General features: G+C 59.0%; 11 protein-coding genes. All 11 read left to right on the top strand.

Translation table 11 applies throughout. The features are described 5' to 3' along the window. Positions 1-8 precede the first annotated feature (8 nt). Positions 9-5,342, top strand: a complete 5,334-nt coding sequence (locus tag Q0331_RS08735) for a tape measure protein (RefSeq protein WP_298075981.1) — start codon at positions 9-11, stop codon at positions 5,340-5,342. After that, positions 5,342-6,469, top strand: a complete 1,128-nt coding sequence (locus Q0331_RS08740; RefSeq protein WP_298075982.1) for a phage tail domain-containing protein — start codon at positions 5,342-5,344, stop codon at positions 6,467-6,469. Before Q0331_RS08735 ends, Q0331_RS08740 begins: the two co-directional genes overlap by 1 nt. A gap of 3 nt (positions 6,470-6,472) precedes the next feature. Beyond that, positions 6,473-8,128, top strand: coding sequence for a phage tail protein (locus tag Q0331_RS08745; protein ID WP_298075983.1), 1,656 nt, complete (start codon positions 6,473-6,475; stop codon positions 8,126-8,128). A gap of 1 nt (position 8,129) precedes the next feature. After that, positions 8,130-8,501, top strand: coding sequence for a DUF2744 domain-containing protein (locus Q0331_RS08750; RefSeq protein WP_187405406.1), 372 nt, complete (start codon positions 8,130-8,132; stop codon positions 8,499-8,501). Next, positions 8,501-9,301: a hypothetical protein gene (locus Q0331_RS08755; RefSeq protein WP_298075984.1), complete on the top strand. Its 801-nt coding sequence runs from the start codon at positions 8,501-8,503 to the stop codon at positions 9,299-9,301. Before Q0331_RS08750 ends, Q0331_RS08755 begins: the two co-directional genes overlap by 1 nt. Next, positions 9,298-10,194, top strand: coding sequence for a hypothetical protein (locus tag Q0331_RS08760; protein ID WP_298075985.1), 897 nt, complete (start codon positions 9,298-9,300; stop codon positions 10,192-10,194). Before Q0331_RS08755 ends, Q0331_RS08760 begins: the two co-directional genes overlap by 4 nt. A 78-nt stretch (positions 10,195-10,272) precedes the next feature. Then, positions 10,273-11,457 (top strand): hypothetical protein, encoded by a 1,185-nt coding sequence (locus tag Q0331_RS08765; RefSeq protein ID WP_298075986.1) that lies wholly within the window; start codon positions 10,273-10,275, stop codon positions 11,455-11,457. 33 nt (positions 11,458-11,490) lie between these two features. After that, positions 11,491-12,270: a peptidoglycan recognition family protein gene (locus Q0331_RS08770; protein WP_298075987.1), complete on the top strand. Its 780-nt coding sequence runs from the start codon at positions 11,491-11,493 to the stop codon at positions 12,268-12,270. A gap of 79 nt (positions 12,271-12,349) precedes the next feature. Then, positions 12,350-12,715: a hypothetical protein gene (locus Q0331_RS08775; RefSeq protein WP_298075988.1), complete on the top strand. Its 366-nt coding sequence runs from the start codon at positions 12,350-12,352 to the stop codon at positions 12,713-12,715. An 11-nt stretch (positions 12,716-12,726) separates the two neighbouring features. Next, positions 12,727-13,167 (top strand): hypothetical protein, encoded by a 441-nt coding sequence (locus Q0331_RS08780; protein WP_298075989.1) that lies wholly within the window; start codon positions 12,727-12,729, stop codon positions 13,165-13,167. Further along, complete coding sequence (locus Q0331_RS08785) at positions 13,139-13,543, top strand: hypothetical protein (protein ID WP_070827841.1); 405 nt, start codon at positions 13,139-13,141, stop codon at positions 13,541-13,543. Before Q0331_RS08780 ends, Q0331_RS08785 begins: the two co-directional genes overlap by 29 nt. Positions 13,544-15,307: the final 1,764 nt, after the last annotated feature.

Raw genomic sequence — 15,307 nt, forward strand, 5'->3', positions numbered from 1 at the left:
AGGTCATCGTGGCAGCAAATCTTGCGACCGCATACGTGGAGATCATTCCCTCGGCGAAGGGGATTGGTGCGGCTATTTCCCAGGAGTTGTCTGGGGTGGAGTCGAAGGCAACGTCGCATGGCTCGAAGATTGGCTCCAAGCTGTCTAGCGGGATTAAGTCGACTCTGAAGAAGGGTGCGCTTGGTGCTGGCGCGGCTGCTGGCGCGACACTGGGACGTGCTCTGCAGAAGGGTTTTGGCCGCCTTGATGCGATTGAGCAGGCGCGGGCAAAACTGATGACGTTGGCGAACAACGATGCTCCGATGGTGGATGCAGCTATGAAGAGCGTCAGTGATGCTGTGACCGGCACGGCGTTCGCTACATCGGAAGCCGCTGATGCGGCTGCTATGGCTATGGCAGCGGGCATTAAGCCAGGCAGGGAGATGACCGGTGTGCTCTCTACTATCGCTGACGCCGCCTCGTTTTCGAATAAGGAGTTTTCCGAGGTCGCACCGATTTTCACCAAGGCCATCAATAAGGGCAAGGTGATGGGCGATACGCTCACGCAGTTGGAAGAAAACTCTATTCCAGCAACCCAGGCTTTGGCTCGCCATTTGGGTAAGACGGGCGAGGAAATCCAGGAAATGGCTTCCAAGGGGCAAATCAGCTTTAAGGATTTGCAGGAAGCGATGGATAAAACCATTGGCGGCCAGGCGCTGGCGCAGGGTGAGACGTTCACTGGTGCCTTGAAGAATGTTGATGCCGCTTTGGGGCGTTTCGGCGAGACGCTGCTTGCGACGCCGTTCAAGATGGGGCCGCAGGTGTTCTCCGCTCTTAGCAGGGCGATTGATGATGTCAACACCAAAGTTAAGGCTGGTATTGAGTACCTGCAGACTGGTGTGGACACCGAGGGCTACATGTTCAAGGCGTTCGGCACCCGTGAGCAGGCCGATGAGGTCATGGCAATGCTCGACGATGTGCGCCGCAATTGGGGTGAGTTCCAGTCCGGTCTACGTGGAGATGATGCCTCCGGCCTGTTCGGCGCGCTAGGCGGCTCCCTGCGTGAGATTGGGCAGGCAGCTGCGGACATTATGCCGGCGCTGATGGATGTCGGCATGTCGCTGGGCGAAGCCGGAATGACCGCCTCGATTGTGTCTATCACCGGCGCGCTCGGTGTAGTAGCGCCGCTGCTTGCGGATGTGCTGGCACCGATCCTGCAGACTGTCGGTGACCTGATGCGCGAGAACCAGGGCGTTGTGAACGCTCTTGTCACCGCGTTTGTTGGGTTCAAGACGGTCGATGCTGCCGCTGGTGGACTCGCTAAGGTCGCTTCGTCTGGCGGCAAGCTGCAGAAGATGTTCAAAGGCATTGGCCCCGCGATTAAGGGGTCGGCGTCTGGTATCACTGGGTTCGCGAAGGTCGCCAAGTCTGGGTTTACCTCGGCGACTCGTGGGCTGAAAATGTTCCAGGGCGCGTTCAAGATGGGGCAGATGGGGCGCTCTTTGAAGAGTGTGTCTGGCGCTGTCGGCAAGCTTGGCCTGTCGTTTGGTAAGGCCAGCGTGTACGCGAAGATGGCTGGCAAGGCCATCACCTCCGGTCTTGTGAAGGGCTTGAAGCTGGCGGTCGGTGGGATTAAGGCGCTGGGGATGGCGATTGCTGCTAACCCAATCGGCCTGCTGGTTACCGCTATTGCCGCGGTTGTCGCTGGGCTGGTGTATTTCTTCACGCAGACTGAGACTGGTAAGCGTCTGTGGGCTTCGTTTATGGAGTTCATGGGTCAGGTGTGGGAGAACATCAAGAACTGGGCGCAGGCCGCGTGGGAGTGGATTGTCCAGGTTTGGAACGGTATTCCGGAGTGGTTCTCTGAGAAGTGGAACGCGGTCACGGGTATTGTTTCTCAGGCGTGGGAGGGCATCAAGACCGCTATCTCCAACGCCTGGACCGCCATCACCGAGTGGTTCGCGGCCGCGTGGGAGGCGTACAAGGCCCAGGTTCAGGCTAACTGGGAGTTCGTCAAGAGCATCTTCAGCGCAGCCTGGGAAGGCATCAAGAACATTGTCATCCTCGCGTGGAATGGTATTCAGACGTTCTTCACAACCGCGTGGACTATCTTCACCGCGTTGGTGCAGACAGTATGGAACGGCATTGTCCTGGTGTTCCAGACCGTGTGGAACATCATCAAGACTGTTGTCACCACCGTGTGGAACGGTATCGCCGCGTTCTTCACTGCAGCGTGGGCAACATTCACGTCCATTGTCACCACCGTGTGGAACATTATCCTCACTATCATCCAGGGCGTATGGGACGGGATTAAGAACGCCGTCACCACAATCTGGAATGCCATCTCCTCGTTCATTTCCGGCGCATGGTCGGCATTCACAGGGTTCGTGTCCTCCACCTGGGAGAACATCAAGAACCTAATCTCCAACGCCTGGGAAGCAATTAAGGCAACCACCCAGGCCGTATGGGAAGCCATTAAGACGGCTATCGCCAACGCGGTGCAGGCGATGGTGTCGAAGCTGCAGGAATTCGCCTCCTCGGTCAAGGCCAAGATTGATGAGGCGTGGAACCACGTCAAGCAGTTCCCGCAGAACATCCGCAACGCATTCGCCAACGCTGGCTCCTGGCTTGTCAACGCTGGTAAGGCCATCATCCAAGGCCTAATCAACGGTATTAAGTCAATGGCCGGCGCTGTCGGCAACGCTATCCGTAACGTTCTGCCGGGCGCTGTCCAAGGCCTCATTTCGCTCGGCGACGGCGGCATCGCCCTAGTCGACGGTGGTATCACCGCCTACGCCAACGGCGGCATCCGTCGATTGGAGCAGTACGCCAACGGCGGACACCGACGCGAAAAGCACGTCGCACAAATCGCAAACGCCGGCGACTGGCGACTATGGGCAGAACCAGAAACCGGCGGTGAGGCTTACATCCCACTGGCTCGGTCAAAGCGCGGCCGCTCCACCGCAATTCTCAACGACGTAGCCAAAATCTTCGGCCTACAACTGGTCGATAACGACGGCAACCGCGTCGACGCCACCACACCTGGCGGCACGGGGCCGAAGGGCAGCGCAGTCCGCGCCTTCGCCAACGGCGGCATCCGTACCGCGGCAGAAGTCCGCCGATTCGTCGAAGGCGACAACGTTGCCGGCGTACAGGCAGAACGTTCACTGCAAGGCGCACCGTATGAGAACTATCCAGGGCGTGACGGCGCATGGGGTGATTGCTCGTACACGCAGGGCAACATCGCCGCGTTCATGCTCGGCCTGAACCCGTGGCCACGAAAATTCTCTACTTCGTCGCAGTTGTCGTGGCTTCGGTCGAACGGCGCCAACATCGGCATGGGGCCAGAAGGCTCCTACCGCGTCGGCTGGTACGACAACGGCGGCGGGCAGTTCGGCCACACCTCCGGCACCCTGCCGGACGGCACCAACGTTGAGATGGGTGGTGGTAACGGCGGCGGAGCCATCGGCGGCGGCGCAGTCCCGTGGAACCACCCGCAGTTCACACACCACGCATGGATCCCGGCCGCGCCGGGCTACACTGGCCCGACCGGCATGGATGATGCTGTGGCTGATGTGCCGGAGGTTGATTTCTCCGACACTACTGGCGGCGCGTCCACGGCTGTCACGTCGACCACGGCGGCGACCGGTGCTGACCCGAACATGGTTCCGCTGGATGATGATGTCGCGGTGAAGGCTGAGCAGGCTGGGATGGTTGACACCAGCACAACTGGCGAAGCAACCACCTGGTCTGACGCCATCGGCGATATGGCCAAGGCATTCGTGTCCGGGCACATCAAGGACATCCTCGGTGTGTTCGGTATCCCGGATGAGATTCCGCCAATCATCGTTGCTGCCCGGAAGATGTTCGTTCAGGCCACCCAGGGTGACCCGGACGGGCAGAAGGCGCAGCAGCAGATTGAGGACGCGGCAGACGCGCAACTGGAAGCGCAGGACGCAACAGCTGTCGTTGACGGCGATGTTCCGGTGGACGTTGACGAACTCGACGCTACCGCTGTTGAGTTGGACACGGAACCGGTGGAGGCTCCTGAAGCTATCGCTCAGGTGCCAGCCGGAACCGTGCAGAAGGGCGAATACAAGCTCGGCGAGGACTTCTTCGCTGAGGAGGTCGCCAAGGCTGCAGCCATGCTCGGTATGGGATTTGATGCCGCGAAGATTGCGTGGGCAACTGTCCTGACTGAGGTGGGCGACCCAGCCAAGATGTACGCATCGAGCGTGGATACCGCATCGCAGCAGTACCCGTATGACGCGATTGGTTCCGACCATGACTCCAGTGGTTTGTTCCAGCAGCGTAATAACGGGGCGTGGGGTGACATTTCGGAGCGCATGAATGCTCGTGCGTCGGCGATGATGTTCCTCAACGCGCTGAAGAAGGTTGCGGGCTGGGAGTCGATGGATCCGGGCGCGGCTGCGCAGGCTGTGCAGCGCTCAGCGTTCCCGTCTCGGTACTCCGGCCATATGGCTAAGGCCGAGTCGGTGATGAGCCGGTTTAAGGGCAAGCTGCCTGGCTTTAAGAAGGGCGGCATGGTCTATGGCGGTAACGGCAAGAATCTAGATGATGTCCTCGCGTGGCTGTCGCAGGGCGAGATGGTCATCAACTCAGATTCCGTTGACGCCGACCCGGATATGGCGAAAACTCTCAACGACGCTGGCCCTGACGCGGTGCGTGACCAGGTGTTGCGTGACGCTGTTGGTGGCGCGCTGAATGCGGTGCCGGAGTTTAAGCTGTCCGGAAGTATGCGGGATATGTTGGCGCAGAACCTTTATGGCGCGTCTAATACGTTCTCGCAGCTGGCGTCGATGGGTGTGTCCGCTGGTTTCCAGCTGGCGGGAACGGGCGCGCGGTCTGCGTTGACGGCGGGCGCGGCCGGGGCGGATATTGCTTTAGCTGGCGCTGGAATCGCACCGTCGATGCTGGGCGTTCCAGGCCTGCCCACTCCGCCGAGCGTGGCTGGCATGGCCGGCATGGTGCCCATCGAGGGACTATTCGGCGTCGCCGGTGATGTGGCGTCCTGGTACACCGGCAAGGTCACATCCGGTATCGGCAACGCGCTGGCAGAAGCAACCCTCGGCGTGTACGACATCGGCGTCGGCCAAGTCGAAGAGGTCATGAACGCCTTCGGCATGAACCGCCTGAACCCGGCGATGATCGCGGAGAACTCGGAACTCGCGGAACTACGCGGTGTTCTCGAGGACTCGGTTCAGACCCGGTTCAGCCCGGAAGCAGGCTACGGCACAAAGCAGGTTGGGGACACGTACGTGTTCAACGCTAGTGATTTCGGTCAGATGCAGTCGCTGTATCGCCGTGAGAAGGCTAAGAAGGGGAAGGTAGGTGCCCGCTAATGCTCAAGGAGCAGGCAAACATCACTATTAGGGGCGTTGATGGAGTTGAGTGGCATATTCATGGGCCGCGTTCCATCGGCTCCCCAGTCAGGCTGCGTGAAGGTGCTGTCGGTGAACTGTTTGATGCACCGTTTTCCACGGTGTATCGAGGTGTTGCCGGCAAGCCCGGCAAGTCATTCCGTGGAATCAACTATGCGGAACGTAACGTTGTGCTGCGGCTCAATATCGCCGGGGATACGGGCGGGGATTGGGCGCGGGTGGATTCCCGTTTCCGCCGCTCTCTGTCTGCGGAGCGGGAGTTCCAGCTCATCTGCGACACGGAGCTGTCTGGGCGCCGCTGGCTGGTTGTTCGGCTGGCGGAAGCCCCGGAGGTGGAGAACAACCTTGACCCGCACGAGCAGGCGAACATGCGGATGCAAGTTGTGGTGGTGGCGGCGAACCCGTTTTGGCAGTCGCAGCCGATTACGGATGAGTTCGTGTTCGACGGCTCTAACTGGGCGTCGGATAGCGTGACGGTAACCAATCCGGGTGATGTTCCTGCATGGCCGAAGTGGGTGCTGACAGCGCCCGCGAAGTATGGCTTGCCGGATATTGACCTGTCAACACCGGTAGATAGGCGGCTAGACCGGTTCGTGTATCTGCCGTTCCAGCCACATGGCAGGGAAGTGCTGGTGGATACAGACCCGTTCGAGGAGATGATTACCACCAACGACGGGACGTTGCTGTGGGCGCAGATGAATGGTCAATTTTTCCAGAATCAGCTCCCACCGCATCTACCGCCGACACAGCTTCCTGTTTATGTTGACCCGTTTCCGCTGCTGCCGTTCGACCTGCCGACAACGTGGCGTATCTGGATTGGTGAGAAGCTGGAAAAGCTGGTCGACGCGATTGGGTTGTCGGAGTTCCTGGCGCTCACGCCGGAGGATATTGCGAAGAAAATTACCGAGTGGATCAACGGCGTGAAACCAGACTGGCTCGACCCGATTGTTCCGGACGTTGCGGTTCAGTTGACGTTTGATTTCATTGCCCGCATTATCCGTGAAACCTACGGGCGTATCGGCAATATCGCGGGTGCGACTGCACAAATCATTGTGGAGCCGCAGCACACGAGGCCGTGGGGAGGGTAGACGATGGCGGAGGCGAACCACGCTGTTCTTGAGCGGATTTATTCGTCGACGATGCAGGCCAGGCGGAAGCGGGATGACCTGCGCCGGAAGCCCCCGGCTGTGCATATCTATGACGGTGACTGGAAGTACCGTGGGCAGGTGTTCGGTGAGCGCGACCTGTCGTTTGAGTGGAAGCTGAATGACACTGGCCCCGGCCACATCACGTTGCCGGCCGAGCATCATATTGCCCGGTGGGTGGCGGAGTACTGGAAGCGGGATAAGGCTAATGTGCATGTCCGTGTGGATAAGGACGGTGCCCGTTGGTGCGGCACGCTTTCGGATTGTGTGTCGGAGCAGGATGAGGACGGTGACCGCGTTGTCACTCTGTCGTTCCTGCATGACTACGAGAAACTGAAGCACATTGACTTGTGGCCTAACCCGCTAACACCTGCTGGGGTTCAGTTTCCTAAGGCGTGGGTTATGCCCGGCCCCGCAGTCTACGTGCTGAAGCTAACCCTGTTTATGAACCTGTTTAGACACTTCGGAAATCTGTGGCAGTTGCCGGATGACCCACTGGATTTCAAGTCGTGGGTGCGTGGCCTGAACTACAAGGACTGGCCGATGCTAGTCAAACCCGGTTCGCTGCTGTTGGATGATTCGCCGTGGTGCATCGTGTCCTCGCGTTTCAAGACGTTCGATGAGGTTGCTAAGCCGATTCTGGCGGATGGGCGGTTGATGGTGAAGCTGGACCGGTGGTTTACCGGTGACCCGCAGCCGTGGCCGGGCGCTGGGTTGAAGCGTGATGGCCAACTGATTGTCGAAATCGTGGACAAGTCGGGTTGGTGGGAACAAACCAGCATTGGTGGCACTATTGCCGGTGGCCTGGTTCGCACCGGCGTGGAGCTGGCCGAAAACCTGGTGGATGAAGCCCGCGTGCATCTACAGAAGTACGAGGATGCGGAGGAATACACCCTAGCCGGCTGGTTGGGTATCGCACCGAAACAACCGTGGGTGGTGTACCGCACCAACGAGCCGTATAACACTGCGGCGTCGACGCGGTTCACATGGCAGCCGGCGACGGTCGGGCAGATCACTGTGGGTGGGCATTCGTCTCCGGGCATCAACGAAAGTATCAGTATTGCTACTAAGTTGGTGTTCAATATCCTCGGGTCATTTATTCTGCAGCCAAGTCTGGGCTCCATCGTCGACGGCGCAGCCGCACCACTCTACGAGGATGTGCTGGGCGCATTCATGAGCGTGAAAAACCCACTGCGAACCAGAAAACTCGGGTGGGATCACTACCTCGAGAACTTCGAGGACGGGGCAGATAAGGCCTACACGCTGTCCTCACTCATCGCCCTGCGGTCTGGGTTCTTTAAGACCCGTGAGCGCACTGCCCACACAATGAACATCCAGGACGGAGCACCGTACCTGGTCGGCGATAACGGCCAAGGACACTTCTTCCTCGGCGACCGTGTAGGCGGGGAAATACCCGGCTCAAAGGAAGGCCGGGTGGTCGTTGAGCAAGTCAGCTCAATCGTGCTCACCCAGTCAGCCGAGCAACCGCACCAGTGGGAAATCACCACTGGTGACGAAGAAACAGACCAAGACCCAGTGGATTATCTGCTGGGTCTTTCTCGTGACTTCTTCGCGTCAATCAAGGAATTGGGGCTGATATAAAATGTCGATTCCAACGCAGGATAACTGCGATCTAGACAATCCGCGCGAGATGTTCCTGTGGATGCTGGTCAACGTTTCCAACTCACAGGTGCCGCTGCTGTTTCCGCGCAAGGTGCTCGAGGATATTTCTGAGCAGATTTACCGCTGTGGTGGGCGCCTGCATTTGGACGAGCAACAGATTTTCTACCGGCCGCCGAAACCACCGGAGGACGGCAGCGTCTGGGATTCACTAGGCGGCGAGTGGATAGAAGCAGAGCAGCCCGGTGTTCGCCCGGATGGCATGGAGCCGAGCCGGGTGCAGGCGATGCTCGATGTACTCGATGACCAAGCAAAGCAAGAAATTAAGGCCGAGCTAGAAAGGCGGGGATTCTGATGGGCATTGCACCTGGTGGCAGCAATCCGAGGCCGGAGGGCTCTTTGAACCCTTCGGGTCTGCAGGAGTTGGCGTCGTATGACGAGGCGTTTGTCCGTCGGCGGGCGCTGACTGGTATCACTGCAGCAGCAGAGGAAGCCCGTAACGGATTCCTTCAGGGGCTGAAGAGTTCCATCATCAGCCCCCTCGTGAAGGCGTTTACCGGTTCTGAAGGCGACCTACCGGATCTCACGACCGCTATCACCGACCAGCAGAGCAAAACGCAGAGCCTGTGGGACGAGCGTGGCCGTGGACATGTCTTTAGTTCAAAGAATTTGACGTACCGCGGCGACCAAACCGCAGGGACGCGCATGCAGATTCCCTTCACTGAGCAGGTCGGGCCTCTCATCGGTGTGGAAATCGACACGGACGGCGGGCTGGTGCTCAAGACTCCTGGTTCGTGGCTGATTACAGCCAAGTGCGGAGTGTCAGGCACGAATGCTCTGGGCGGGGACTGGCAGAGGGTGTGGCTGGAAGCCTACCGAGCTGACGGTTCACTGCTCGCTGAGTCGTGGGCTACCGGATGGGCGGCGAAAGACCAGGCGACAGTGATGGACATTCTGCCGCTGGTGATTAGCCCGTATGAAGCCCAGGACGGCGTGACTATCAGGGTGTTCCAGGACGCAGGCCGCTGGCGTTACCTGCTCGGAGGGCATGGGTACACGTTCCTCCTTGCCCAGAAACAGTCCAGTACTCGCGTGATGTCCAGCGTAGATCCGGGCGACCCAGGAGTCTTTGACCAAGAAGAAGGTGAATTATGACCATCCTTTATGGGACTTTCATCAATGAAGCTCGTGAGCGGTCGAGTGGCACTGTCACGGTTTCGTCCGTGGAGTCCAGGCCATCGTATGAGGGCACGGAAATCGTCACCAGAGAGCTGCACAGGCAACGTCTCGAAGAGGGGACTTTTGAGACTCCGGAGCTTGACCCCGGTCGTATTCGGGTAGAGCTGGCGGTTTCTGGCGTGTATGAGGTGTGGGAGATTGACCTGCCGTTGTCTGGGCGCGTGAACCTGAAAGACCAGCTGGACGCGAAGGTGGATTACTCGCCGGACGTGACTGGCCGTGTCGAGTCTGCACTAACGAAGATTGCTGAGGCGGAGCAGCGCATTGAGGCTACGGTCGCTGATACTGCTGACGCTATCGAGACCAGGCTGCAGGAGTCGATGTCCGCTCAGGTTGCTGCTGCGAAAGACGCTGCAGCGCGTGCTGAGGCCGCAGCCCAAAACACCGTAGTGGGCGCGCCGGAAACTGGGTGGGCACGCAATCAGCTATCTGACGATGTCCAATCTACGTTGGCTAAGGCTGATGAGTCAGTCTCGGCTGCTGGCGTGGATGAGCGAGTGTCTAAGGCCGTGGAGCCGCTGGCGCAGTCAAGTAGCGTGGATGCGCTTTCGGAGCGGGTGTCCGCTCTGGAAGGTGTGGATACACCTGATTTTTCTGGGTATGCAACCCGGGAGTGGGTCACGGAGCAGGTGAAGGCGAAGGCCGAGGGGTCGGCTGTGACGTCGTTGCAGCAGCTGGTGGAGAATCAGCGTCAGCAGATTCAAGCGCTTCAAGGGCAGGTCGCTGAGTTGGTTGCATCGGAGTCTGTGCGCCGCATTGAGTTGGGTACTGGCTCGGATACGTCGACTCTGTACATCGAGGGGGCGTAGATGCCGCAGTTAAGTGACGCGAAAGCGGTTTCATTTGGTGGCAGGCCGATTAAGGCGCTGTGGCTTGGCGGCCGGAAAGTGTGGCCGACTGCCCCGGAGGTTGGCGATTGGCTGCTAGGGAATCAGGCCGTGCGGGCGTATTACCGCAACAATTTGCTCGATAAGAGCCTCGCAGATCCACCTAAATCCGGGAAGGCCAGCGTCACGCTGTCTGTGCCGGATAGGTCATTTGTTGAGTTCATGGTGTGCCTTGCTGACGGTGGCAGCGTCACATGGGCTGATGGTGGCCGGGTGGCGCTGAGAGTGTCGCGTCGTGGCCGTCAGGTGCGCGTGGAATCAACCGCTACCCGCGGTACTGTGACTGACTTTTCGTATACCTGCGAAGATGCCCCGTGGGCGTGGATGGGTGTGAAGTCATCTCGCCACTGGTACGGGTACTGGCTCGATTTGTTTGATGCTGACGGAAACAAGCTAGACGGGCGCGGCAACTCTCATGGTCTGAAATTGCCTGAGCAAATGTTTAGTGGCGACCAGATGACCGTCAGCATCAACGGTGCCGCGTGTTACCCGTTGAATGGCCTGCACGGTGGGACGAAATTCCGCGAGCTACTTTCAAGCAACCGCATTGTTGATGTTTTCACCATGTCCCAGTCGTGGAAGCGTCGCCATCTGGACCCTGGTGGCACAACCATCGGTTATCTGGTTGGTGGCGGTCAGGGCGGTACAGGCGGCCAGGGAGGCCAAGGCGGGCAGGGCGGCCAGCACGGCATGGAGAAAGCGCGAGGCGCATCCGGGCGGCGGGGTGAAACCGGAGAGATGGGCGGGCCGGGTAGTCGCGGTTTGTGCCTCGTCATTGACGGCATGCCTGAGATCGCTTCATTGACTGTCGGGCAGGGCGGTGCTGGTGGCGCAGGCGGCGCGGGTGGCGCTGGTGGCGCTGGCGGTGGCGGCAGATGGAATTTCCCTCTGTACGGACCAGTAGGCGAACGCGGTCTCCCAGGAAAACCAGGAGCTGCCGGAACTGAATCACAACTCGCGGAGTTCACCTCGACCAGCGGCCAACTACAGCCAACAGGAGCACCAAGTGCTGTGCTCAACGTTGGAGCCAGCGGTGTCGGCGGCGCAGGTGGCGCAGGTGGCGCAGGCGGCGCAGGCGGAGAGACCCAAGACACCAACGGCTACCCCGGTAAACCCGGCTCCCAGGGAAGCACAGGCGGAACTGGTGGCGTCGGCGGCCTCGTCGTGGTCTACGACTGGAACTAAAAACCACCACAAAAAGAATCGTAAGGAGACATCATGGCTGATAACGCCGTTGATATTGATAAGCACCATTTGATTACATTCGGCAGGTCAACGCCATTGCCGAAGAAACGAATCATCGTTCACACTACGGAGAACGCGCCGGGCACGTCCTCGCAGGCAATCCTGGACTATCAGGTGCGCACGCGCACAGGTTCGTATCACCGTTTGGTGGACGCGACCGGGAAAATCACGCTCGCCAATACAGATGATTGGCAAACATGGTCAACCGGCAACAAGGGCAATGACATTGCGTTGCATGTGTCGTGTGTGGCGCGTGCCGCCATGACGCGGGAGCAGTGGCTCGCACAACCGAAAATGCTCGAGGGCGTCGCCCGCGTCATCGCATACTGGGCACGTACCTACGACATACCGCTGGTGAAGCTCTCACGCCAGGAACTCGGTGCCGGTAAGCACGGTGTTGCCGGCCATCTCGAAGCACAGGTATGGGGCAACACAGATCACTGGGACCCCGGCTATCACTTCCCCTATGACGTGGTGCTGGGGCGTGCGAAGGAAATCAACGCTGGCAAGTCGACTCCAGGCGCGCCTACTCCGCCAAAACCGGCGCCGAAGGCTCCGATAACGCTGGACACGCCGTGCAAATCGCATGTTCCCGGCTCGAAGCATGTTGCACCGCTTGCTGACTTCATCATGTACACCGACCGCGCGACATATGAGGCGCGCCGACAAATTGACCAGGTGAAGGCGGCGGCGGAACGCATCGAACCGAAACTGGATGAGATTCTGGCTCTGCTGAAAGAACAGAACAAGTAAGCACCCCGGTGGGGTGCTTTTCTTTTGCCCGCGTCAACCGGCGTGGGCATTTTTCATACCCAAAAGAAGGAGAACCATCATGGAAACCATCAAGAATCTTGTCCCCGCGTCCGCTCGTGCCACCTGGTACGCGGTCGCATCCGCGCTCGTCGCAGCGCTCGTATCCTGGGGTGTCCTAGACGACGCCGCGGCACCAGCAATCACCGGCGTCATCATCGCAACCGTCACCCTTGTCTTCGCCCTGCTGCACTCTGACACGCCGTGGCGTCAAGCCGTCTACGGCCTCGCAGCAGCGCTCGGTGTCCTTGGCGTGTACCTCGGCTGGGGCAGCGAAGTGCAGATGGACGCGCTACTGGCGGTTATCGCCCCGGTTCTCGGCCTGGGCACCGCCGCAGCGACCACTAACCCTGGCGAGTATGTCGGTGAGCATCGGCTGGGCGAGTAGGAGTTGGCGCGGTGACGGAAAAACTGTTCAACCCGCGCCTGATCGCCGCAGTCTGGGCAATCTATGCTGCAGCCACCAGTTACGGCTACTACGGGCATTCGGTGACCGCGCTCACACCAGTTGAGGCGGCACTGCCGGCCGGTAGCCCGGCACTTGCTTGGGCGGCCGCATCGCTGCTTCTGGCTATTGGTGCGGTCGTCCCGCCGAAAGGAAATTGGGCAGCCCTTGGCAGAGTCAGCAGAACCGTCGGTATCTCAATCTGTGGCGCGCTGCTGACAATGTGGGCGAGCTCGTATGCGATTGACGCGATTCGCGATGGGTCACGCATGTGGGTGAGCGCGAAGAACTATCTGCTGTTGGCTATTACTGCGGCTGCGTCTGCCACAGTGATGGGGCGAAACCGCTCCCGTGGGGAGGTTGCGTATGGAAATCAACTGGGGAAGTCTCATTAATTCGATTCCGGGCGCCGTGGTTGGCATTATCGTGGCGTGGATTGGCTGGAAGGGCCGTAAAGAAGAATCGTCGGTGACTTTCAACGGGACGCTGCTGCAGAGCCAGGACAATCGGATTAAGAAGCTCGAGGACCGACTCGATAGTGTCGAGAGTCGCCTGCGGGACACAGAGGCGATGCTGCGAGTGGAGGAAGACCGGACGCATCTTCTTCGCCGTGGTCTCACGGACGCGATTGACTGGCTACGAGAGTTCATTGACTGGGCGCGTTGTGGCGCGGAGGGCGCCGCGCCACAGCCGGACTTGGCGAGACTAACCGGGATCGTGGGGGATTCGCAGGCACTGCCGACAGCCCGGAATCCACCGACCGAGGATTGAGTCAAGAATCTTTGCCCCGCTAGTTTGAGTTGTTCGGGATTTCCGAACAGTTCACTGGCGGGGCGTTTTTCATGCCCATGCTTGTGCGTCGTCTTTGGTGCAGAAGCCTTGCTTGGTGCTGCTGGCGCCGTCTAGCGCGCGGTACTGTACTCACCACCCGTAGCCGTTTGGCTTAATGCCCGCTACGGCCGGTGGGGTGGTTTTTGACGGGTGAGCCTGGGCGATTTGCGTTCCAGGTTTTGATTTCTTCAGCGTCCCAGAGAGGAGCTGATTTGCCCCAGGTTGCTACCGGTTGGGGTGTGCGGTTGTTGGCGTGGTAGTTCGCCCAGGTCCTGGGGCTGACTCGGATGTGGTTTGCGCATTCGGCGCTGTTCCAGAGTCGACGGCCAGTGTCTTCGTCGATGATGATGGGGCGCATTAGGAGATATTCCTTCGGTTGATGATAGCGGCGCGGGTGTCGAGTATGAGGGCCCAGACGGTGCAAGCTGAGACGATTCCAATGGCCCATGGTGCGGCCCCTGTGATTATGAGGGTGACGGCGAGGATTGAGAGTATTGCTGTCATGGCGAACTCCTTTTGGTAGCGTGTGGGGTGAGACCCCGGCCACCCTTCTCGTGGCCGGGATTTCACTTTTCTATTTCCTTGTTGTTATTTCTTCTCTTGATTGGGTACTTAATGAAGTGCTCTCTTGTTTTGAGAACTGCGAGCCAGATTGCGATGATGCTGGCGATGATTTCTAGAACCATTTTCCTCCTTTCTTAACTTGCACCACCATTATAACGTAAAAAGGCGTTATGCGTCAAGTCGTAAAACCAAAGTTCTATCTGGAAAACAACAACCATGTAAGCTAAAGAAGGCGCTTTAATAGCGCTCCCTTTCCTGGCGGTGCGAAAAGTCTCCACCGCAAGCGCGTGGAACTGGAATAGCACCAGCTAGTTGGGTCCACCTCCGTTAAAGGAAGGGGGTGAGATGAAATGCCGAAACCAGAAACCGGCGATAAGCCGGAAAAAGGGAAAGCCCGGAAAGCAATTGGTGAGATTGCAATCCGAGCCTTCACGGTGTTAGTAGCCAATGAACTCGCGGATGCGGTTCGCGAGGCGATAACTTGGCTAACTAACTAGTCTCACGAAGCCCTCACGTTTGCTTGGCGGCGGCGTGGGGGCTTCGCCTTATTGGTGACATGGGGCGCGTTGGGCGACGATTCATGTCAAGCCCAACTATAGCGAACCAATCTAACTAACGTAAGCCGACCCCTCACACAGCACGCCTTTCATACATACTCTGCCGTGGCCTCATAGGCGCGATTGGCTGGCTACTTGAGTTCATTGATTGGGCGCGTGGTGGTGCGGAAAGTGCCGCACCGCAGCCGGACTTGGCGAGACTAACCGGGATCGTGGGAGATTCGTAGGCGCTGCCGACAGTCCGGAATCCACCGACCGGGACATGAGTCAAGAATCTTTGCCCCGCTAGTTTGAACTGTTCGGGATTTCCGAACGGCTTGGCTGGCGGGGCGTTTTTCATGCCTTGAGTCAGGACAGAGGGAATCGTAAACAGGTTCGAGCTGCCCATGATTGCAAAACCGCAGGACTCAGGGCGTAGTACGTGGCTCACTTTTGGCTCACTTTTGGCTCAAAAAGTCGCAGAATAGGGCGTAATCAGGCGTAAAGATAAACGCCGATAAACAAGTAAAAACCCGCTACTACCTCGTAAAACGAGAGGTGAGAGCGGATCTTTATGATGCGCCCCAGAGAGGAATCGAACCTC

This window comes from uncultured Corynebacterium sp. (assembly GCF_937999985.1).
GTDB lineage: Bacteria > Actinomycetota > Actinomycetes > Mycobacteriales > Mycobacteriaceae > Corynebacterium.